Origin of the sequence: Bacteriovorax sp. PP10, assembly GCF_035013165.1 — a bacterium.
In the GTDB taxonomy this organism is placed as follows: domain Bacteria; phylum Bdellovibrionota; class Bacteriovoracia; order Bacteriovoracales; family Bacteriovoracaceae; genus Bacteriovorax; species Bacteriovorax antarcticus.
Map to the genome: position 1 here is coordinate 393042 of NZ_JAYGJQ010000002.1, position 21334 is coordinate 414375.

Annotated in this window: 24 protein-coding genes; 14 read left to right on the forward strand and 10 right to left on the reverse strand. The window is 38.7% G+C overall.

Features of this window, described 5'->3' with window-relative positions; all coding sequences use genetic code 11:
- Position 1: 1 nt before the first annotated feature.
- Positions 2–2542, reverse strand: coding sequence for a leucine--tRNA ligase (gene leuS, locus SHI21_RS11870; protein WP_410198822.1), 2541 nt, complete (start codon positions 2540–2542; stop codon positions 2–4).
- Between the two features lie 111 nt (positions 2543–2653).
- On the opposite strand from leuS, the gene coaD reads away from it, so the two are divergent.
- Genes coaD through SHI21_RS11885 form a run of 3 tightly spaced genes read left to right on the forward strand, consistent with a single transcriptional unit; the run spans position 2654 to position 4049 of the window.
- Entirely contained in the window at positions 2654–3160 is a 507-nt protein-coding gene (gene coaD / locus SHI21_RS11875; protein ID WP_323576804.1) for a pantetheine-phosphate adenylyltransferase, read from the forward strand.
- Positions 3157–3732: an NAD(P)H-dependent oxidoreductase gene (locus SHI21_RS11880; protein ID WP_323576805.1), complete on the forward strand. Its 576-nt coding sequence runs from the start codon at positions 3157–3159 to the stop codon at positions 3730–3732. The genes coaD and SHI21_RS11880 overlap by 4 nt, the downstream gene beginning before the upstream one ends.
- A complete protein-coding gene (locus SHI21_RS11885; RefSeq protein ID WP_323576806.1) occupies positions 3729–4049 on the forward strand; it encodes a hypothetical protein in 321 nt (106 codons plus the stop codon). The genes SHI21_RS11880 and SHI21_RS11885 overlap by 4 nt, the downstream gene beginning before the upstream one ends.
- A gap of 10 nt (positions 4050–4059) precedes the next feature.
- Here the strand turns inward: SHI21_RS11885 and SHI21_RS11890 are convergent, their stop codons facing one another.
- Positions 4060–4926, reverse strand: a complete 867-nt coding sequence (locus tag SHI21_RS11890) for a hypothetical protein (RefSeq protein WP_323576807.1) — start codon at positions 4924–4926, stop codon at positions 4060–4062.
- Between the two features lie 256 nt (positions 4927–5182).
- Between SHI21_RS11890 and SHI21_RS11895 the strand changes: the two genes are divergently transcribed.
- Together SHI21_RS11895 and SHI21_RS11900 are read left to right on the forward strand one after the other, a co-directional pair.
- The gene (locus tag SHI21_RS11895; protein WP_323576808.1) at positions 5183–6778 is read left to right on the forward strand and encodes a hypothetical protein; all 1596 of its coding nucleotides are present in this window, start codon (positions 5183–5185) and stop codon (positions 6776–6778) included.
- Positions 6779–6855: 77 nt separating this feature from the next.
- Positions 6856–7962, forward strand: coding sequence for a hypothetical protein (locus SHI21_RS11900; protein WP_323576809.1), 1107 nt, complete (start codon positions 6856–6858; stop codon positions 7960–7962).
- A gap of 2 nt (positions 7963–7964) precedes the next feature.
- Here SHI21_RS11900 and SHI21_RS11905 read toward each other — a convergent pair whose 3' ends face one another.
- A complete protein-coding gene (locus SHI21_RS11905; protein ID WP_410198827.1) occupies positions 7965–8771 on the reverse strand; it encodes a tRNA threonylcarbamoyladenosine dehydratase in 807 nt (268 codons plus the stop codon).
- Positions 8772–8910: 139 nt separating this feature from the next.
- On the opposite strand from SHI21_RS11905, the gene SHI21_RS11910 reads away from it, so the two are divergent.
- A complete protein-coding gene (locus SHI21_RS11910; protein WP_323576811.1) occupies positions 8911–9207 on the forward strand; it encodes a hypothetical protein in 297 nt (98 codons plus the stop codon).
- Here SHI21_RS11910 and SHI21_RS11915 read toward each other — a convergent pair.
- The 3 genes from SHI21_RS11915 to SHI21_RS11925 are packed head-to-tail and all read right to left on the reverse strand — an operon-like array spanning position 9119 to position 11497.
- Positions 9119–9805: a type III pantothenate kinase gene (locus SHI21_RS11915; protein WP_323576812.1), complete on the reverse strand. Its 687-nt coding sequence runs from the start codon at positions 9803–9805 to the stop codon at positions 9119–9121. The genes SHI21_RS11910 and SHI21_RS11915 overlap by 89 nt on opposite strands.
- Positions 9802–10560: a 3-methyl-2-oxobutanoate hydroxymethyltransferase gene (gene panB, locus SHI21_RS11920; RefSeq protein ID WP_323576813.1), complete on the reverse strand. Its 759-nt coding sequence runs from the start codon at positions 10558–10560 to the stop codon at positions 9802–9804. The genes SHI21_RS11915 and panB overlap by 4 nt, the downstream gene beginning before the upstream one ends.
- Positions 10561–10570: 10 nt before the next feature.
- Positions 10571–11497 carry an NAD(P)-binding domain-containing protein gene (locus tag SHI21_RS11925; RefSeq protein ID WP_323576814.1) on the reverse strand — a complete coding sequence of 309 codons (927 nt, stop codon included), beginning with the start codon at positions 11495–11497 and terminating at the stop codon, positions 10571–10573.
- Positions 11498–11565: 68 nt separating this feature from the next.
- Here SHI21_RS11925 and SHI21_RS11930 point away from each other — a divergent pair, with 68 nt between their 5' ends.
- From SHI21_RS11930 to SHI21_RS11950, 5 genes are read left to right on the forward strand one after another with little or no spacing between them, the layout of a single operon-like run.
- Complete coding sequence (locus SHI21_RS11930; RefSeq protein ID WP_323576815.1) at positions 11566–12330, forward strand: aminotransferase class IV; 765 nt, start codon at positions 11566–11568, stop codon at positions 12328–12330.
- A gap of 2 nt (positions 12331–12332) precedes the next feature.
- Positions 12333–12566: a DNA gyrase inhibitor YacG gene (locus SHI21_RS11935; protein WP_323576816.1), complete on the forward strand. Its 234-nt coding sequence runs from the start codon at positions 12333–12335 to the stop codon at positions 12564–12566.
- A complete protein-coding gene (locus tag SHI21_RS11940; protein WP_323576817.1) occupies positions 12547–13434 on the forward strand; it encodes an inositol monophosphatase family protein in 888 nt (295 codons plus the stop codon). The genes SHI21_RS11935 and SHI21_RS11940 overlap by 20 nt, the downstream gene beginning before the upstream one ends.
- A 42-nt stretch (positions 13435–13476) precedes the next feature.
- Entirely contained in the window at positions 13477–14412 is a 936-nt protein-coding gene (locus tag SHI21_RS11945; RefSeq protein WP_323576818.1) for a hypothetical protein, read from the forward strand.
- Between the two features lie 17 nt (positions 14413–14429).
- Positions 14430–15200 (forward strand): HEAT repeat domain-containing protein, encoded by a 771-nt coding sequence (locus tag SHI21_RS11950; RefSeq protein WP_323576819.1) that lies wholly within the window; start codon positions 14430–14432, stop codon positions 15198–15200.
- Positions 15201–15270: 70 nt separating this feature from the next.
- Here the strand turns inward: SHI21_RS11950 and SHI21_RS11955 are convergent, their stop codons facing one another.
- Positions 15271–15837 carry a hypothetical protein gene (locus tag SHI21_RS11955; protein ID WP_323576820.1) on the reverse strand — a complete coding sequence of 189 codons (567 nt, stop codon included), beginning with the start codon at positions 15835–15837 and terminating at the stop codon, positions 15271–15273.
- A 56-nt stretch (positions 15838–15893) separates the two neighbouring features.
- On the opposite strand from SHI21_RS11955, the gene SHI21_RS11960 reads away from it, so the two are divergent.
- The gene (locus SHI21_RS11960) at positions 15894–16886 is read left to right on the forward strand and encodes a KpsF/GutQ family sugar-phosphate isomerase (protein WP_323576821.1); all 993 of its coding nucleotides are present in this window, start codon (positions 15894–15896) and stop codon (positions 16884–16886) included.
- Here SHI21_RS11960 and lnt read toward each other — a convergent pair.
- Complete coding sequence (gene lnt, locus SHI21_RS11965; protein ID WP_323576822.1) at positions 16830–18416, reverse strand: apolipoprotein N-acyltransferase; 1587 nt, start codon at positions 18414–18416, stop codon at positions 16830–16832. The two genes, SHI21_RS11960 and lnt, sit on opposite strands and share 57 nt — an antisense overlap.
- Positions 18417–18479: 63 nt before the next feature.
- On the opposite strand from lnt, the gene SHI21_RS11970 reads away from it, so the two are divergent.
- Entirely contained in the window at positions 18480–19169 is a 690-nt protein-coding gene (locus tag SHI21_RS11970) for a hypothetical protein (protein WP_323576823.1), read from the forward strand.
- On the opposite strand, the gene SHI21_RS11975 is transcribed toward SHI21_RS11970, so the two are convergent.
- Positions 19147–20292: a S8 family serine peptidase gene (locus SHI21_RS11975; RefSeq protein ID WP_323576824.1), complete on the reverse strand. Its 1146-nt coding sequence runs from the start codon at positions 20290–20292 to the stop codon at positions 19147–19149. The two genes, SHI21_RS11970 and SHI21_RS11975, sit on opposite strands and share 23 nt — an antisense overlap.
- Before the next feature lie 318 nt (positions 20293–20610).
- Here SHI21_RS11975 and SHI21_RS11980 point away from each other — a divergent pair, with 318 nt between their 5' ends.
- Positions 20611–20853 (forward strand): hypothetical protein, encoded by a 243-nt coding sequence (locus tag SHI21_RS11980; RefSeq protein WP_323576825.1) that lies wholly within the window; start codon positions 20611–20613, stop codon positions 20851–20853.
- A 99-nt stretch (positions 20854–20952) separates the two neighbouring features.
- On the opposite strand, the gene SHI21_RS11985 is transcribed toward SHI21_RS11980, so the two are convergent.
- Positions 20953–21324, reverse strand: a complete 372-nt coding sequence (locus SHI21_RS11985) for a TraR/DksA family transcriptional regulator (protein ID WP_323576826.1) — start codon at positions 21322–21324, stop codon at positions 20953–20955.
- Between the last annotated feature and the right edge of the window lie 10 nt (positions 21325–21334).

Here is a 21334-nt window from a genome sequence, read left to right on the forward strand (position 1 = left end):
CTTATGCCTTTACTACAAAGTTTACAATTTTACCTGGAACGTAAATTTCTTTAACGATTGTTCCAACCAGGTTCTTAGCTACGTTCTCATCAGCTTTTGCCAACGCAAGAATTTCTTCTTGAGTAATTGTTGGCTCAACTTCAAGAGTCGCACGAAGTTTTCCGTTAACCTGAACAGCAACAGTGATCGTATCATCTTTCGCTAATTCAGCGTCGTACTTCGGCCATGCTTCATACGTTAACGTTTTCTTTCCACCTAAGATTTCCCAAATTTCTTCACCAGCATGTGGTGCCATAGGAGCAAGGAGTAGTGTAAAGATCTTTGCCGTATCTTTTGTCACTGTACCAGCTTTATAGCAGTGGTTAGTGAAAATCATAAGTGCAGAAATCGCCGTGTTGAATCTAAGGTTGTCATAGTCTTCAGTTACTTTCTTAATTGTCTTATGAAGAAGCTTAGTCGTTTCATCTTGTTCAGCTCCACCAACAATCTTTGATGGATCAGCGAAGAATCTGTAAGCGCGGTTCAAGAAGTTAAATACTCCTTTCGTACCGTTTTCATTCCATGGTTTTACTTTTTCAAGTGGGCCCATGAACATTTCATAAAGTCTTAGAGAGTCACCACCAAATTCTTTTACAACTGAATCCGGGTTAACAACGTTTCCACGCGACTTACTCATTTTCTCACCATCGCTGGCAAGAATTAGTCCTTGGTTCACAAGTTTTTTGAATGGCTCTTTTGTCGAAACATATCCAAGGTCAAATAAAACCTTGTGCCAGAAACGAGCGTAAAGTAGGTGAAGAACCGCGTGCTCAGCTCCACCAATGTATAAATCTACTGGCATCCAGTATTTTTCAATCTCAGAGTTCCATGGTTCCTTTTCATTTTTAGGATCACAAAAGCGTAGGTAGTACCAGCAAGACCCTGCCCAGTTAGGCATTGTGTTTGTTTCGCGTTTTGCTTTCTTTCCAGTTTTTGGATCAGTAATCCAAAGCCAGTCAGTTGCGTTGGCCAGTGGAGATTCTCCACTTCCTGATGGTTCATATTTTTCTAGTTCTGGAAGAGCTACCGGTAATTCATCAGCATCTAAGCAGCGAATTGTTCCGTCTTCATATTTTAGAAGAGGGAATGGTTCACCCCAGTATCTTTGACGAGAGAAAATCCAGTCGCGAAGTTTATAGTTAATTTTCTTCGTTCCAAGTTTTTTCTCTTCAAGCCATGAAATCATTTTAGTGATAGCAGCTTTTTTATCTAATCCATCAAGGAAATCAGAGTTGATGTGTTTTCCGTCACCAGTATGTGGACCAGAATCATCATTTCCACCTTCTAAAACTTGAATGATAGGAAGATTGTATTTTACTGCAAATTCATGATCGCGTTCATCGTGTCCAGGAACGGCCATGATAGCACCTGTTCCGTAAGTCATAAGAACGTAATCAGCAATCCAAATAGGAATCAAGTTATTGTTAGCTGGATTGATTGCGTATGATCCAGTGAAGACACCTGACTTATCTTTGTTAAGTTCAGTTCTTTCTAGATCGTTTTTAGCAAGACAAGCTTTTTGGTAAGCTGCAATTATTTCTTTATGTTCTGGTCTTGTAAGCGCACTAACCAATGGATGCTCAGGTGAGATAACCATATAAGTAGCACCAAACAAAGTATCTGGTCTTGTCGTGAAGACTTCTAGCTCATGATAAGTCGCTATATCAATATTTTGATAAAGTTCAGGGTGTGATGTTTGAGAAATAACATCTACAAAATTATTATGAGCAGGTTGTGTGAATGACATTTGGTATTTGTCGTTTTCAGCTACAGCTTTAAATTTTACAGTCGCACCTTCAGATTTTCCAATCCAGTTACGTTGCATTTCTTTAATTGATTCCGGCCAGTCAACATCGTCGATATCAACAAGCAGTCTTTCAGCGTACTCAGTAATACGAAGCATCCACTGACTCATCTTCTTTTGGATAACAGGGTGTCCACCCACTTCAGATTTACCGTCGACAACTTCTTCGTTAGCTAGAACCGTTTTTAAAGCTGGGCACCAGTTAACATTGATTTCGTCTTCGTAAGCTAGACCTTTGTTGTAAAGCTGAACGAAAATCCATTGAGTCCACTTGTAGTAGTCAATGTTTGAAGTCGCGATTTCTCTGTCCCAGTCATAAGAAAAGCCAAGGGCCTTTAGCTGACGAGTAAAAGTCGCGATGTTCTTTTTAGTTGTCACGTCTGGATGAGTTCCAGTTTTCATTGCATAGTTTTCTGCAGGTAAACCAAACGAATCCCAACCCATTGGGTGAAGAACATTGAATCCGAGCATTCTCTTGTAGCGAGACATGATGTCAGTCGCTGTATATCCTTCAGGGTGACCTACGTGAAGTCCATCTCCTGATGGGAACGGGAACATATCGAGCGCGTAGTACTTCGGCTTCGTAGATACATTTTCCGTTTTAAAAGTTTTGTTAGCGTCCCAATACTTTTGCCATTTATCTTCGATGCGGGCAAAGTCGTATTCAACTGGGTTTGACGAGGAATTGTTTTCAGACATGATTAGAAATCCTTGGTAAATGAACCTGATTATTGGAAGTCAAAATTCTAACACTAGGAATACTTTTTATAAAGTGTATAATAGGGAAAAGAACCTATTGCCGAGGCAACAATGAGCGAGAAAATTATCGTTTACCCAATCAGTGCAAACCCACCAACATGGGGACACGCCGACATCATGATGAGGGCCGCTACTCATTTCGATCAGGTATACTGGGTTGCTGCGACGAACCCAAGCAAGAAGTATATGTTCACATTAGAAGAGCGTCTGGAAATGATGCAGGCCTACGTGGATTACTATAAATTAAAAAACGTGAAGATCATGTCTCACGAAGGAACGATTGCCCGTTTCGCCGACTCAATCGGGGCGCAATTTTTACTGCGTGGTTTAAGAAACTCATCTGACTACCAGATGGAGCTTGAACTCTCGGTAGGGAATCGCGGGATCAACAAAGACATCGAAACGATTTGTTTATTTGCTAAGCCTCACTTTGCGACCATCTCTTCGAGTTTGATTCGTGAACTAGCTTCATTAAACGAGCGCATCGATCAATACGTCATGCCTTCAATTGCTAAAAAAATTCTGCATAAAATTCATGGAGACAAAGCGATCAAATGAGAACGCTTATTATATTAGGGCATCCTGATAAAAAATCTCTCTGCGCTGCTATCGCCGACAACTATGAAAAAGGGGCGATGGAAAAAGGCGGGGAAGTCGAAAGAATCAATCTTTCCGAATTATCTTTCAATCCAAATTTAAAACAAGGTTATCGAGTTGTTCAAAATCTCGAGCCTGATTTATTAGAAGCTCAACGCTTAATCAAATGGGCCAATCACCTGGTGATTGTTTATCCAGTTTGGTGGGGATCAACTCCTGCTATTCTTAAAGGTTTTTTAGATAGAACTTTTCTTCCAGGATTTGCTTTTAAAAAGAGAGAGCACTCGACTGGATGGGATAAGCTTTTATCAGGAAAGAGTGCACGCCTGATCGTTACGAGTAATTCGCCTTCATGGTGGCTTTATCTGAACTACTTCCATCCGGGAGTGAATATGATGAAAAAAGCCGTGCTGGAATTTTGTGGAGTCTCTCCAGTCAATGTCACAAGTTTTGATTCGCTTCAAGATGTAAGTGAAAAACGAGTAGAGGGGATTCTTTATAAATCATTCCGTGCTGGTCTGGACGACAATTGAAAATCAGATTAGTGAGAAATTCCTTATTTGCTAAACTTTTAAAAGTTGATGGCATTGTTTTATACCCCTTCATGTTTTTTTCTGAAATCAGACCGAGTGTCAAAACGATTAACCATGAACTCATTCATATTCAACAAGTAAGACGTGATGGATTTATTCGTTTCTATTTTAATTACTTAAAAGAATACTCTCAGTTCCGCTTGAAAGGTATTCCTCATAGGGAATCTTATCTCTCGATTAGTTATGAAGTAGAGGCGTATTCAAATCAAAATGACCTGACTTATACTGGGTTGTGGGCGACAAATCTCACTGCTTAAAAAATAATTATTACCACTCGAAAACTAGATCATCTGAAAACCATTTTTTCTTAATCTGATAATCTTTCAATGATTCATTCGCAGTATAATTTTCCAGCTGATAGTTTTTCATACTGTCAGCAAAATCTTTACTACACCCATTCGGAACGTTCGCTCCCATTGTGGTGAAGCTAGAAGCGATCGCTCTTTCAACCCCAGACAATGAAGTAATAGATGTATCAGAAATAATGCTAGGAATTCTATATTCAGTACAACAAGGCTTGTCTGCCATGAGTTCTTTGTGCGTTTTTTCTTGATAAATTTTACCAAAGAAATCAAAAGTCTCCTGCACCGAAAGATCAGGCATTACTTTCTTTAAATTCTGAGCGGCCTTTCCTGTTGCAAAAACTTTACTAACTTTTATATTGGCAGAATTAGAAGTTAAAGCAAGTTTACTATAAGTATCACTTGTCGCTTCAATCGAAAGTGGAAGCTCTCCCGCGCAGATGAAACTCATAATATGAAATTTAGTTTTCAAACTATTCTCAGCATCTTTTTCTACGAATATATATTGTTTCTGACTGGCATTAGGAACATTCTCAAACTCCGTTTTCATCGGAGTTACAGTAATACTATTTTTTTCGTCTTTATCTTTTTTAGCTTCACTCTTAAGTTTAAAAGCATTCTGCTTAATAAAACATGCTGGTTTATTATCAACAGACAAAGGGACATTCACTACACTTTTTTCGCCATAGTCGACACTGCTTGAGCCTCCACCAAATGAAATACCAAAACCGGTTTCATGATAGATCCCAATAGCATTTGTCATGCATTTAGATTTAGCAAAGGCCGATGGAGTGATGAGTGCAGAGATCAAAAATAGGATGGAAGTTTTCATACGATTTTATCGGTATTAAGACCTGTCCTCTAAAATAAGTTTTGTTGAAGCTGTCTAAAATGTAGACAGATTTTTTAGGTCCTGCTCTTGAGGCTTGATAACTATTGATTTTTTCAGATCTTTTATGATGACTAAATTTGTGTCGTGCTGACAACAGTAGGCCGTAAAAAATTCTCATGAGAGTGAAATCACGCCATTTTGCATTACTTTATAGGAATTAAATAATTAAAAGTTTTTACCTTAAATTGGACGCTTTATGAAAATGACAAACGCACTTACGACATTCACGCTTTTAACCACATTATGCTTTTCTTCATTAGTTAAATCCGATGATGTCGTGGTTCCAGTAGTCGCTAAGCCTTCTATTCTTCAGGAAGGAACTCAAAGAGAATTAACTGCAGGTCAAATTGCAGAATTACTTCCATGGGCAAAGAACTCAAAAGTTTTTTTAAATGATTTATTGAGTTCTGTTCAAGGCTTAACAAGCGTCGACAAACTAGAGCGCTTTGAAGATGGAATTAAATCAATTGTAGGAGAGAGTGCTCCGAAAAATTCAGAACTTTTAATGAGATATATTTTAAACCGCGCTCTAGTAGTTAATGATTTATTAAAATCAGAAATGAATGCAGATGAAGTCGGTACAATTGATACAAAATTAAGAGTGCTTACTTTATCAATCAAAATGGCGATTACTTATTATGATACTGATATGGATACACTTAATAAGAAAACTACTGCACCTTTTATTGAGTTTGGAATTCAGTATTTCAATTTTCTATCAGAGTTAAATAAGTCTATTTTTGATGCTTCTGCCAGCTACAATATTCAGAGAACTGCTCTTGAATGGCTGCAGTGGGACCTTTACCGTGATTTAAATAATCAGCAGATGGCGTCTCAGATCGTAAAGATTAATAATTCACTTAAAATTTATCCAGTAAAAAGAATGTCAGATACTCAATATATTAGCGGTATCAGACAAATGAAGCTTCTTAGTCAAAGTCTAGATTTGAATAACTTTTCTACGAAAAAAGTTTCTTCTAATAATGATTATTCAAGAAACGATTCTGATTCTGATTCTGACTCTAGTTCTAATAACAATTCTCCAAAAGATGGCGCTGCAAACCAAGCTAATTTAATCTCTCAATGTGGAAGCTCATTTAGTGATGCTGCTTACAGAAGTTCATGCGTTGCCGATGGTATCGCCTATAACTTAGATGTTAAGTTAATTCAGCTTTGTGGTAATACCCTTAGTACGAACAGCTCAAGGTATGATTGTTTGACGAATATTAGAGGAAAGACAGCAACTATGTACAATGTGAAAGCTTATAAAAATTGTGGCTCATCTTTTTCTGATAATGCATACAGGTTAGTATGTATGGAGGCATACAATACTTACTCTATGCCTACAGAAGATATCGCAGCATGTGGTGCAGATCTATCAACAAATGATTCTCGATACTCATGTTTAATTGAAGTCGGGAAGCAAAAGAAACAAGGTAATTCAGTAAGGACAATCAATGCATGTGGTTCGGCCTTGTCAGATAACGCTTATAGGATTTCTTGTATTACTAATGCTGTAACTACTCAAATAACAGATGATGAAATTAGCGTGTGTGGGTCAAGTTTATCAACAAATGATTCAAGATTAGGTTGTATGTATACTTTAAGTAAGAATAGAAATACTAATTCTAAATCTATAGTTAAGGCATGCGGAAGTGCAATGTCAGATAATGCCTATCGAAATGCATGTATCGATACTGCGACATCAAAAAATACAAATTCATCAAATATAAATGCATGTGGTGCAATGGGGACGAATGATGCAAGAATGTCATGTCTCTATGGTCTTTAAGATTATTTGTTAGCAATTGAATTAATAACATGACCCGCGGCCATGAATCCAAAAATGGCCGTGATATGAGAGACATTATGAAAACGACAAACGCACTTACGACATTCATGCTACTCGCTTCACTTAGCTTCTCTACATTAGTGAAGGCCGAAGATGTAGTGATTCCAGTAATCGCAAAACCGTCAGTTCTTCAAGAAGGAACTCAAAGAGAGTTAACAGCTAATCAAATTGCGGAATTACTTCCATGGGCTAAAAACTCAAAAGTTTTTTTAAATGAATTATTGAATTCTGTTCAAGGATTATCTAGTGTCGACAAACTTGAGCGTTTTGAAGATGGAATTAAGTCAGTTGTAGTAGAGAGTGCTCCAAAAAATTCAGAACTTTTAATGAGATATATTTTAAACCGCGCTCTAGTGGTTAATGATTTATTAAAATCAGAAATAAATGCAGATCAGACCGGTGCAGTTGATACAAAGTTAAGAGTGCTTACTTCATCCATAAAAATGGCAATTGATTATTATGATACTGACATTGAGACCCTTAAGAAGAAGAGCAATGTTCCATTTATTAATTTTGGAATTCAGTATTTCAATTTTCTATCGGAGTTAAACAAGTCTATTTTTGATGCTTCTGCCAGCTATTATATTCAGAGAACTGCCCTAGAATGGCTACAGTGGGATCTTTACCGCGATTTAAATAATCAGACGATGGCGCCTCAGATCGTAAAGATTAATAACGCACTTAAAATTTATTCTGTAAAAAAAATGTCAGATGCTCAATATATTAATGGCATCAAGCAAATGAAACTTCTTAGTCAAAGTCTATATGAGGATAACTTAGCTACTCAATGTGCAAGTACTTTTAGTAATCCAACATTTAGTAGTTCATGCGCACGAGAAGGCATTCGTTATAATTTAGATGTTGAGTTGATTCAGATTTGTGGAAATATCTTTAGTACGACAATAGACATTGATAAATGTGTGACGTCAATAAGAGGAAAAAAAGCTACGTCGTACAATATGACAGTTTATAAAAACTGCGGCTCATTCTTTTCTGCTGATCACTATAAGTTATCATGCATCGAAGTTTACAATGTTTATTCTTTGCCTACAAAGAATCTAGTAACATGTGCTGATGAGATGAATTCTGATAGCGAAAGGATTTCATGTCTAACTAATATTTAAGTTTATTTTTTGGCAATTGAATTAATAACGTGACCCGCGGCCATAAATCCAAAAATGGCCGTGATATGAGAAACAGAACCCATACCAGTTTCGCAGTCCAACTTCAGGTTAGTTTCTGAATCAGGGATCGCACAAGTCCCACCATCCGCAGTCGGATAAACCTGCTCTTCAGAAGAATACACACAAGTAATCCCAAATCTTTGTTTCTTTTGCGAAGTTGTTTTAGCAGCACTTGGAAATCCAAACTCTCGACGAAGCTTTTTTCTTAATCTAAAAAGAAGTGAATCGTTTTCACTTAATCCTAAATCTGCCACTCTTATTAATGTCGAATCAATCTTACCAGCACACCCACCAGTGATTAAAACCGGAAGGTTTCTATCCTTGCAAGAGGCCACAAGTAGAGCTTTATTTTGAAGGCTATCGATAGCATCGATAACGTAGTCATAGTGATTATCTAAAATGGCCGCTGCCGTTCTATCAGTGAAGAAGTCTTCAATAGCATGAACCTGGCATTGAGGATTAATCGCAAGAATGCGATCTCTCATAGCGTGGATCTTCATCTTTCCATAAAGCCCAGTCATCGCCGGAAGCTGACGGTTGGTATTGGTAATACAAATATCATCCAGATCCACCAATGTGATGGCCCCAACTCCAGAGCGGGCAAGGGACTCAGCAACCCATGAGCCTACACCACCAAGACCTACAACCAGGACGCGCGCTTTCAGGAGGTTTTTTAACCCCTGTACGCCGTAAAGCCTGGCAATCCCGCCGAAGCGCTGTTGGTAGTCTTCGCTATTAAATTCATTGATCATATAAACTCAATATAGCCACTTTAGAGCGCTTTAGGAATAGCACAGTACCTAAACAACTATAAAAATTACAAGGGGACTATTAAGGACGGTCGGATAATCTATACTCAACTATCACTTACACGAACTTGAGGATTTTATGGCATTAGCAAAGTTTAAAATTGTTTCTCCAAAAGACGGGCAATCAGTAGATAACATCTTTGAAACCCTGCTTATTAACACAGATCATATCGTAAGCTTAAAGCCGATTCGTATGGTTGTTGATGAGAAGCTTGTTTTAGGTTTCTGGATCAGAACAACTAACGGAAAAAAATACCGTGCAGTAGATATCCCATCAAGCTTAAAGGCTACTCTTGGCGAAGATGAAGATCATGGATCAACGACAGTGCTGAATGTATTAAGTGACGATCCGTCTCAGCATGAACTTTTGAACTAATTAATTTTTTAATTTCATTCGCATCGCCCCCGGTGAAAACTATTTTATCGGGGGCGATTTTCGTTATGACCTCTTCAACACAAGCTTTCAAATACAATTCAGTGGCCTTTAGAATCGCTTCATTCGTCGTGTGAGGAAGGTCTGCATTTCCTTTGAACAATAAATCTTTTGATAGTGTGGGAAGTTGAGCGCTCTCTGTATAGATTTTTAGAAAACGGCTGATTCCGGGAAAGATATAACCACCCTGGAAACCATCTTCAGTAATAAAGTCTGTTTTTAAAAAAGTTCCGGCATCAATGAGTAAAACTCTTTCACCCTTTTTTAGTTTCTTGAAAACTCCATAACTGGCAATCAGGCGGTCTTCACCTAATGTCTCAGCGTAGTTAACTTTCATATCAAAGAAATGAGTTGGTGTGCGCTTCGTTTTCAAATCAAAACTAGGTTGAATCGAAAGTTTTGGGCCTACGCTGGCAATGAGAACAAAGTCACCCGGAGTAGGCGAGTATTGATCAAGAGGGACGACACTTTGAAGAACTCCTTCCGTGAAGAATCCAACATGTGGGTTCGTGTTGCCGTTGTCTATAGTTACTAATCTCATTTTAAATAGTCTTCAATTAATTTTTTCTTAATCTCGTAAAGGTTGCCGATCGGCTTACAGAATTTTGGTGGATCTTTTTTACCATTGTGAAGAAGATCGTTAATAACCAAAACTTGTCCGTCAGTATGTTGACCAGATCCAATTCCGATTGTTGGAATCTTTAGAGCTTTGGTAATTTCTTTTGATAAGTTTTCTTCAACAAATTCTAAGACGATTGAAAAGCATCCTGCAGCTTCAAGGGCCAGAGCTTCCTTCATCAATTTATTTTTTGAAGCTTCATCTTTTCCGTGAGTGTAGTATCCACCTTGCTCATGAACTGATTGTGGAGTTAATCCAATGTGACCCATAACCGGAATTCCGATTTGAGTTAGTCTTTCAATAAGCTTGCATTCGTGTGGATAAGCACCTTCAAGCTTTAAAGCTTCAACACCTGATTGTTGGAAAAGTTTAATTCCGTTTTCTAATCCTGATTCAACTGTCGCGTATGTTCCAAATGGAAGATCAGCAATGACGAATTTATCAGGGGCACCTTTTTTTACGGCCTTTGAAAAGATTGTCATCATTTCAAGACTCACTTTTATCGTGTGATCCATTCCTAAAACAACGTTACCAACACTATCACCGATAAGAACTAAATCCAGTTCAGTCTCGTTATATAATTGTGCCATTTGGAAATCGTAGCAAGTTAACATCTGAAGAGTTCTTCCAGCTGTTTCTTTTTTGAAGGCGCGAATTTTTCTTGTATCTAATTTCATATTGGTCTCACTAATTAATTAAATCTGCTTTTAATCTTTTGAAAACTTCAGACAGTTCTTCTTTACTCCATTCAAGGGAGATTTGTTTTCTTAAGGCATCAGCATCCATTTCAACTTCTTTATAAAAAGTTTTATCGTTGATATCTTTCATTAAAGTTTCTAGAGAAGCATCGAACTCTTTTCCTAAAAGCAGGTCGCGACCTTTGATGGCCCCGATTAAAGCGTTAGGAGAAATCAGGTTAAAAAAAGCTTCAGGGCCTAAAGTCACAATGGCCTGAGAGATGGATTTCAATTCAAGAAAGCATTCCATGAAGGCCACTTCCTGAGAGATTCCATTTTTTCTTAACATATTAAAAGATTTCAAAGCAACGTAGGGAAGGATTGAACATAAAAAAGACTGCTCAGAAAAAAGGTCAGCTTTGGTTTCTTCATCAAAATGGCTTTTGTATAAAGCAGTGAAGCCAGCGTTCTTTGAGATCGCTCTCAATTCTTTTTCAGCTTTTTCAGTTGGAGCATAATAAGCAGCTCCGATTTTTCCATGAATTTCGTATTGGTATCGTACTTCACTGGCGATTGCTTTTGGAGCAAGTAGTGAGTGAACAAGTCCCGGATAAGTTTTTGTCAGATCGAATTTAGATAAACTAAATCCGTGAGCATAAACTAAATGCGCGCCAGGTTTAATGAATGAAATATTTTTTTCTAAGAAAGTTGAATGCTGATCGTCTGGGATAAGCATGACAAGAGTGTCAGATTGTTTCAAGGCATCAGTCTCTAAATCGATAACAGTAAAGCCCATCTTGTCTGCAAGTGCGCGTGATTTGCTTTCTTTTTTTAAAGCAATTTTAATGTCTTGCTTTGAGTCTTTAAGATTTAGTGCCCAGGCCTTTGCCTGAGAGCCAAAACCGATAATTGTTAGGGGAGAATTCACTGACTCCATTAACTATTCCTTTGTCATTTCTTTGCTGTTAAAGCTACACTCTTAGAAAGAAAGAGGCTAGCATTTCATTGAAAATAATATCGCTTGATTCCACTGACATTTACCAGTCAAATTCGTTGAACAAAGGTGTGCAAACTTTTACATCATTGATGTCAGATAAAGCGCAATTTGTTTTTTTGAAAGAGCACCTTGAGCGCTTGCTCAAAGGGGCCGATTATCTGTTTCCTAAGTCAAAATGGTTAGATAAGACTCTGGAAATCACTGAGTTCTTAAAGCAGGAATTTGTCCCGTCACATTATTTTCGATTGGCGATAACTGAAGAAACTCTTTTATTCTCTAAAAAACCGCATGCGCCAAAAGAACCCTTTGTTGCTCTGGGAAATGCCCAATCGCCAAAAGTTACTTCGATTATCCCAAGCTTTATCAAGTCTCCCAATTATCTTTTGGCGGAACTTGAATTGATTGAGGCAAAAAAACGTAAGTGCGATGATGTGATTTTCTTTGATCAATTAGGGAATGCCACAGAGGCCAGCACGTCAAATATCTTTGCAGTGGTTGATCATAAAACAATCCTTACTCCCAAACTTTCTTCGATGGTGCTTGATGGAGTGACCAGAAGAAAATTGATCGAATATTTAAAAGCAGCTCAGTTTACTTTAATTGAGTCGGATATTTCAAAAAGTGAACTTGAAAGCTCTCAGGAAATTTGGTTAACTAATGCAATACAAGGCATTCGTTTAGTCGATCGTTATGAGAAGCTGAACATGTTTAAGGAAAAAACTATTTACCAATCGGTATGTTTGGAGTTCGGCCGATACGGGGAGAAATTTTAATTATGAATAAAAAATTAACAGTTAAGTGTCCTCAGTGTGCTACGGAATTTAGTTATTACGAATCAGAGTTCAGACCATTTTGTACTGAGCGCTGTCAGCAGATTGATCTTGGTCATTGGTTTCAGGAATCGTACACAGTTCCGGATAAGGGGCATAATCCTCAGGAAGAAGTAGAAAACGAAAGTAAACAAACGGAAATGGATGACGAAGAACATAATGAAAGCGACTACCACTAAAAAAGTTAAAGTTAAAAACGAAGAGGCCTTGAAGCTATCAATCGATTTAGCTGTTAAAGCGGCACGCTTTCTTTTGATCAAACAAAAAAAGATTTCGAGTTTAAAGATCACTACCAAAAAAGCGCAGGGGATGGTGAGCAACGCTGACGTTGAGTCGGAAGCGATGATCGTGGCCGGAATCAAGAAAATGTATCCTGACCATTTCATTTTAGCAGAAGAAACTGCCTACAAAGAATACATGGGCCAGATGGACCGCTATAAATTTTTAAGAGAAAAAGAATGGGTCTGGATCATCGATCCACTGGATGGAACGAATAATTTTTTAAATGGACTTGATTACTACGGAGTCTGTATTTCTCTGGTTCATTTCGGAGAGCCCGTAGTTGGAGTTGTTCTAAGGCCAACTAACGGTGAGTGTTTTTGTGCGACTAAAGGTAAGGGAACTAAATTGATCAAGTTCTCAAACGACTTTAAGAAGAAATCAAAACCTGTGAGTCTAAAAAAATCTGTTAATAAAAAACTCCTTGCTGATTCATTACTTGTGACTGGTTTTGCCACTGAAAAAGGCCCTGTCTTTGATGAAGAGTTTGATCTTTTTAAGCATATGATGGGCAAGAGTCGCGGGATCCGCCGAATGGGAAGTGCCGCTCTTGATTTATGTTATGTGGCCAGCGGAGTCTTCGACTGCTTCTGGGAAAGAGGGCTTGCTGCATGGGACGTTTCAGCTGCGGGATTAATCTGTCAGGAAGCAGGAGTGATAGTATCTGATTATGAAGGTCAGAAATTCCACCCTTTCCAAGCGACAATCGTCGCTGCAAGAACGCCTTTGCATAAGGAAATCTTGTCTTTATTCAGGAGTAGATTATAATTTCGTAATAGATAAGTATGCATACAATCCTAGGAAGGGACCGTGACTGAAACAATACGTTTGATTCTAACAAAATTCACTGATGAAACCATCACTGTGTTTAGTTTGTTATTACTGGTAACTATGGTGGGAATCATCATTTACTGGTTTTATAACCGTAAAAAATTTCACCAACTCTCGCATGAAATTCCAGCTAGTGTCGTAAAAAACTATCTTGATTCAATCATTCAAAATTCAAATTCATTAAAGTCATCACTATTTCGTGGCGGTGGTTTAGATATCGGTAATGGTGTCCCATCAGTTGTTCCAGTAGGAGATCTTCCAAGTTCATCAAGTATTCATATTGGATCAGGAAGCGAAGAAATCAGTCAGAAGAATGCTGAAGTCGCAGCACTTCACCAAAAATTATCTGATCGCCAAAGACAAATTCAAGATTTAGAAAAAACAATTCAGGATCTTTCAGCAGGTAAAGGGCTGGGAGCTGAATCTGAAATGCTTAAAAAAGATTTATCTCAAGCTCAACAAAGAGTACGTGATCTTGAAGCTCAATTAGCAGAAGCAATGACTCGTTCTGGTGGCGATCCTAATATCCAAAAAGAACTTGCCTCAATTACTAGTGAGCGAAATGAAATTCGTGAACGTTTAAAAGAATACGCAATTATCGAAGAAGATCTTGCTAACTTAAAACGCCTTCAACAAGAAAATGATCAATTAAAAGCGGAACTCGCTAATCTTAAAAAAGGTGCACCTCCAGTTGTAGCGGCGGCGGCACCAGTAGCTCCACCTCCAGTTGAAGAAGAGGAAGACTTAGAAGCAATGATGGCCCAGGCAATTGCTGATAGTAAGCCAGCGGCCCCAGCTCCAGCAGCTAAAGCTCCACAAGTTTTAGATGTCGCAGGTGATGATGCTCCAGCTGAAGAAGTTGAACAAAAATCTGCAGAAGAACTTCTGTCTGAATTTGAAAAGATGTTAGGTTAAAAATTAGGAGATCTATAATGAAACACGCAACTCGTTTTCTACTTCTCTTAGCTTTTACAATTTCTGCTCATGCTCAGGCGGCCATCAACAACTCTGAAGTGAAGTCGGCACTACTTAATAAGTATATGGTCAACTACACAGATAAAGCTCAGATCGCGATGCTTAAAACTGAAACTCTTAAGCAGGGCGGACAATCGGTTGAAGCGCTTATCGAAGTTATGAAGAATGGAAAATACCCTGATAAAAACCGTTGGATGGCGACATTCCTTCTAGGTCAGATTATGGGGGAGAAATCAGCACCATTCCTTTCAAAGTTCCTTCATCACCCTCACTGGGTTATGAGAATGGCGAGTCTTAAGACGATGCTGGCCTTGAAACAAAAAAATTACGGACATCAGTATGCGACTCTATTAAAAGATGATTCGTTTATTGTCCGCTCTCAAGCACTAGATAACATCAGAACATTAAAGACAGCTGAAGCCGCTCCACAAGTCTGGGCAATGCTTTACGATAAAAAGAATTACTACCAGCCGACAATGAATGGAAAACCGCTAAAGGCAAAACGTTCAAACATTATTAAGAACGTGATCCTGACAATTGGTGACCTGAAGTTTGAAAAGGCGAGACTACCGTTAATTAAAATGATCCAAAAAGACCGCTACAACGATATCTTCGCTGAAATGGATACGAGCTTATCAAAGATTACTGGTTTAACTTCTCCAAAAGGTGAGCAAGGTAAAAAGAGAATCTTCTGGCAACGTATGGCACTGAATACAACGATTCAGTAATTTAAACTTCAGACTATAAAGATTTAAAATAGAAATAAAAAAAGCCCCACTTGAAGTGGGGCTTTTTTATTTAGAAATTCTTTTCTGCTTCTTTTGTTTTCTTGTCTTCGATTTCCTGAAGTCTTGCCTCAATCGTCAGGGCCCGCTCTAAGCGGTAGAGGATAGATTTTTCCAAGATACCGTCAGTCTTGATCACTTTCCAGCCTTGCAGGAAGTCCTGCTCAACTCTTTGGCGTTTAAACACAGTCACTTTACTAACTTCTTTAGTGCCGCGGTAACCTTTTACAACGTTGATGATGAGTTTAAATTCCGCTGATTTTACAGAGTCATTAGACCCAAAAGAGTCCGCGAAGTTTAGCTCCAGAGTGTTATCAATCCAGCGAGTTTTAATAACTCCAGCGTCCTGGTTGTAAACTTCTCTTGGGTATTTGTTAGTGATCTTCATCACTTCTTGCCAGACTTTATTGTAGTCGGCACGATAGACTTGAGTTGGGATTTCCAGGTCTTCAGTAATGAACTTAAAATTTTCATATGAAGAGCAGCCGTACAGAGTGAAGGCGCAGAAGCCCACTACACTGATCTGTGCCATGATCTTTGGAAATCTTTGCATTAAACTAACCGTAAAATTTTTTATCATCTTGGTTTATTGTAACCTCGAATAAAAAGAAGACCAAATACCATAAAAGGGAAACTATGACCCACTCAAAGACCATGGCAGATGTACTGAAACTTGAAGCTGAATCTCTGATTAGATCAGCGGAACTTTTAGAAAAACACCACAACAAAGATGTGGAAAAGCTTACGGTGCTTTTTGACCAATTAAGAGCAACTGGTTCAACACTGATCTTTTGTGGAGTAGGAAAGTCCGGCATTATCGCTCAGAAGTGTGCAGCGACTTTTACTTCTCTTGGTTTGCCCTCTTTTTTCCTTCACCCAACTGAAGCACTTCACGGAGATTTAGGGAGAGTCGGGAAAAACGACGCCATCGTTTTATTGAGTAAGTCAGGAACGACTGAAGAAATTTTAAAGTTAATGCCTTTTTTACAAACTCCAAAATCTCACCGCATAGCTTTAGTGGGGAACACTAAATCTCCTGTGTCTGAATTTTGCGATATCGTTTTTGACTGTTCGGTTGAAAGAGAAGCTTGCATCAACAATCAAGCTCCAACAAACAGTTCAACTCTGGCGATGGCAATGGCAGACGCCATGGCCGTATTATTTGAAAAATACATCGGCCTATCAAAAGAAGGATTTGCCGTTAACCACCCAGGTGGCATTTTAGGTAAGTCACTTCGTATGAAAGTGCGCGACTTAACAATCTTTGCAGAAAACTGCCCGATCTTAACTTCAACACAAAATCTTCAGGACGCCATCTTAGCTATGACGAAATTCCCGGTTGGTGGATGTGCTGTGGTTGATAAAGGTGAGTTTAAAGGAATTTTAGTGGAAGGTGATATAAGACGCACTTTCACGAGAGAGAATCAGGGATTACAAACATCAGTAGATGCAATAATGAATAGAACGCCAACAAGTGTACACCCAGACCAACTTGCTTTTGAAGCACTGGAGTTAATGGAGTCAAAGACGAGATCATTCCAACTGCTTCCAGTTGTGGAAGGGACAAAGTTTTTAGGCTTTATCCGTCTTCATGATCTCTTGAAAGAAGGCTTTTCTCTTAAAGGCTAATTCGATCAGCAGAAGTACTAAAGCAATCGATAAGAAGCTCCAGATACCAAAAATTTGAAAGAGAGTTTTAGTTCTCGGAGCAATTTCTAAATCCACATCTAAATAAGTCTTTTCACCAACTGATAATCTTTTTGATTCGCTTCCATCAGGGAAAATTACCGTTGTGATTCCTGTGTTAGTTGATCTGATTAAAGGAAGATTGAATTCAAGAGCTCGCCACTTACTTAAAAATAAATGCTGGTGAGGCTCAGCTGTATCGCCATACCATGAGTCGTTTGTAAGATTGATCATGAACTGAGCTTCTTCTTTCTGGTTATTAAGCATATCTGCTACAAAACTAGGGAAGAGGACTTCATAACAAATGACTGATACAAACTTTAAATTCGAATCAGTTTTAAATCCAGTATATGTATCACCTTCCGCAAAATAAGAAATATTCGTAATGATGCCGCTTAGAAATTTATTGAACGGTCCAAAAGGAAGTCCTTCTCCAAACGGAATCAGATGCATCTTATGGTAAACGTCCTTCATGTAGTTTTGGTTGGAAAAGTGAAAAGCAGAGTTGAAGTCACTTTGATAACTCTGATCATTAGTTGCGGCCACAGTCGCATCATATCCACCCATAAATAATTCAGCACCCGTTTTTGTAATGATGTCGCGGATGACTGGTGGAAGAAGCAATTTATGATCGGCCTTAAAAGTTTCACTGAAAAATAAATTAGGGAAAGCTGTTTCCGGCCAGATGATAAGATCGCGCTTTGTCACAATTCCATCAGTACTTAAAAAGTAATAACTATCTAAAACCGATTTAATCGAATTGACTTCACCACGTTCAGAATCAATCTTTAAAAAGTTTCCGATGTTGGGTTGAACCAATCTGATTTTTAATGGAGTCAGGTTCTCAGCAGACTTTGTCGGGTATAAAAATGGCAAATGCAAAAAAAGCACAACTGCAATGAAGCCATAATACAGTTTTGGTTTTTGCTTGGTCATTTTATGCTGAACTAATGTCAATGCGATGAAGGCCGTTAAGAAAGAATAAAAAGGAGCACCTGCCCATGGAGCAAACACTAATTTAATTGTTGGTGCCAGTGAAAGAAAAGGATGACCTAGGTGTGCCGGGAATTGTTGAGGGACAAATCTTTCAAGCAACACATAACCCACGGCCAGAAAAACTGGATGTTTGATATATTTCTTTAAAACAACATAGCAGTAAACTTGCGGGATAATGACGAAAGAAAATAGCAAACCTAGTAACTGGTTTACGGGAAAAAAGAGTCCGCCGAACTCCTGAAGAGTGTGGGGGATCCAGTAAAAACCAAAAAGGTAAAATCCCAGTGAGTACATTAAACTCAAACCGAATTGTTTTTTTAAACTTGTTTCCTGATCAAGGGCCCAGTTAAAGAGAGCGAACCCAATTATGGGAGCAAGAAAAACAGACGCTCCAAAAAATGTAGGAAACCCTAAAGCATAGAGCATTCCGGCCAATAAGCAGACAGTAGGACTAAGGTATTTGCGATTAAAATTCATAAAGAGAGTTTAGTTTCAATCAAGTTAATTGCCAACGAGAGACTATCACTTTAGAATTTTATTATGATTGATACTTTTGAAATGTTCGACCTGGAGGTTGATAGCAATGCAGTTTCGCGTCCAGCGATTCCGCAAAGTGCATATAAACCTATCAAGCGTTGTCCAAACTGCCAGTCGGTTTATCTGACTGACACCAACTGCGAGGCCTGTGGCCGCTCGCTTTTGTATCATCCAATCGGTGAGCCATTCAGCGCTAAGAGTTTATATGGATTCAAAGAGCGCTATTATGCCAGCTTTCCCGTCATCACGAGATACTTCCCATTCTTTGAAAATAAAGTCGGGCCTGAGGCCAAGGCCTACAGCAGGCAACTTCTAAAACGCTTTGATGATTTACTCGAAGCTTTTGGAACACCTGGTGCGATTACGAATGAGAAACGCAGGTTTTTTTATGTAGAAATGTTAGAGCTCATGGATGAGCTTTTGCGATACGGAATAGGCCCAGTCATGCTTCAACAGAAGGTTGAAGGACGCATCATGGAAACAGGGCCTCTTTTATCACAGAAAATTCTCGAGTATTTAACTGAAACTCAAAAAGAAAATAAACTCACAAAACCGTGGTCGGAATTATTTTTGAATCATCGTTTTATGGGGATAAGAATAGAGTATTGGCTGAAGACTTTAGTGATCACGACCACAGTTGTTACTCTGGCCGTGACTTATTATGAATTAATTAGTTCGCAAGTCGGTAAATGATTTTTCCTTCTTCTTTCTTCGTCGCTAGCTGACGGTTTGGCATTTCTGATTCACCAGCATATTGAGAAGCTAGTGCTAAAGCAGAAGCTGCATCTAAGCGCCCACCAGTTGCACATTTTCCTTCCATCGTAATTTCTTTCTTAGCAGAAGCTTTAATGATCTCTTTAATTTTCTCAGTTGATAAACCTGGGAATTGAGACTTAATAAGTGCTGCAACACCAGTAACGAAAGCAGTTGCCTGGCTCGTTCCAGTTAAGTATCCAGCACGACCATTTTGAAGACTTGATTTAATACGGTATCCAGGAGCAAAGATATCAACGCTAGCTCGTCCGTAGTTTGATGAACTTAAAATCTTAAGGTCTTCATCGTGGGCCGTTACAGTGATGATGTTTTTTAATCCATAGCTCGCAGGGAAATAAGCTTTTTTCTTATCATCGATATTTGATTCTTCGTTACCAGCCGCTGCTACAACAAGAATCCCTTTTCTTTCTGCTTCTTTTAAAATTCTTAACTCTTCTACAGCGGCTTCAGGTCCACCACCAGAGTAGTTAATTACGTCAACGTTGTTGTCTACTGCATATCTTAGAGCTTCAACCGTTGAGTTCAAGTTATCAATTCCCGATGCTGTCGGGTTGTAATATTTAAGTGCAAGGATTTTTACTTCAGGATAAATACTCTTAATGATCCCTGAAACGTGAGTTCCGTGACCGTGTTGATCAAGTGGTGCACCTCTGCCTTTTTTGTCTTTAGAGAAGTCGACACCAAAGTTCGTTTCATCAACGCGACCTTGCTCAACAAAGATATTCTTTTCCAGGAAAGGATGAACTGGGTCAATACCAGTATCTACTACTGCTACGACGATATCTCTTTTCTTTTTATAATGTTTCCAAGCTTCCAATAAATTAATTGAAGATGGATTTTCCGGGTTGATACCCCAGCTAACATAATTAGATGTTAAATCTTTCGGATCAAAATACGATTTCTCTTCTACCTTTTGAGTTTGAACAACTCGTGGAAGAGTTCCTTGAATGTTGGACTGAGCAAAAGATGCAAAAGAAATTGTCGCGAGTACATTAAGTACAACGAGTCTTCTAATCATCATCTTCATGGTGTTCGTCTTCATAATCATCCCTTAATTTGATCCAGCAGAAATACTATCTGCTTAATTGGTTCTCCCCATACAATTGCACGCTTCGGGCCAAGGTCTTCTTTAAGCGTTCCGATGGGTTAAGGTCGGTTCTGTAAAAACAATTGATAAAACTTTAGTGGGGTGTAAAAAGTTTAAACACATTTTGAAAACTTTCCACCTAAATCAAATCTAGCCCAATCGGGCACTAGGATGAGAAGCAGTGAAAAAATGACACTAAATAAATGGCCTCGGGCTTGCTTTATAGAATGTACCAGGCCCATTATGGGCACCCCTCAAGGATTAGAGGTTTATATGAAGAATGGACTACTTAGATTTTACTTATTGTTTATGGTGATGTCTCTGGCACTGTTTTCGTGTGAAAATCACGAGATAACAAACCACTGGGGAACAACCGACACTAATATCCCTACAAGCATTCAAAGAAGGCCAGAAGGGCGCCATCCTGTAGAGCCAAATGATGCTCCAGCAGAGTCACAAAAGAGCTCAAAGAAGCCAAGAAGACAATATAATGCGAGATCTAGCAACTGGTGTTGATTCCCCCCTCAACATCAGTCGCTTGATGAAATAGCAAAAAAAAGGCTTCCATTACGGAAGCCTTTTTTTATATCTAAAATTTGTTGTGAGAGATTGAGTCTAGATTGCTTTAATGAATTTTTGGTTTTCTCTTTCTTGTTCTTCAGCATGAGTAATACATAGAGTAGTCCACGGCTGGTTTTCCAGGCGTTTCTCACCGATAGATTCATCACACTCATCACAGTGCCCGTAGTTGCCTTGTTCGCATCTATAAAGCGCTTCATCGATGGCCTTAAGCTTTACTAGCTCACGTTGGCGCATGTTGAATGTTACTTGTTGATTGATAACTGAAGTTGCTAGGTCCGCTTCGTCTGAGAGATCGTCAGATGAAACAGTAAGATCTTCAGTACTGCGTAGAATTCCGCCGTTCATGATCTTTACCTTCGCCTGAAGAAGTAGTGCTTTAAATTTTTCCATTTTAGCCTTATCCATACATTCCTCT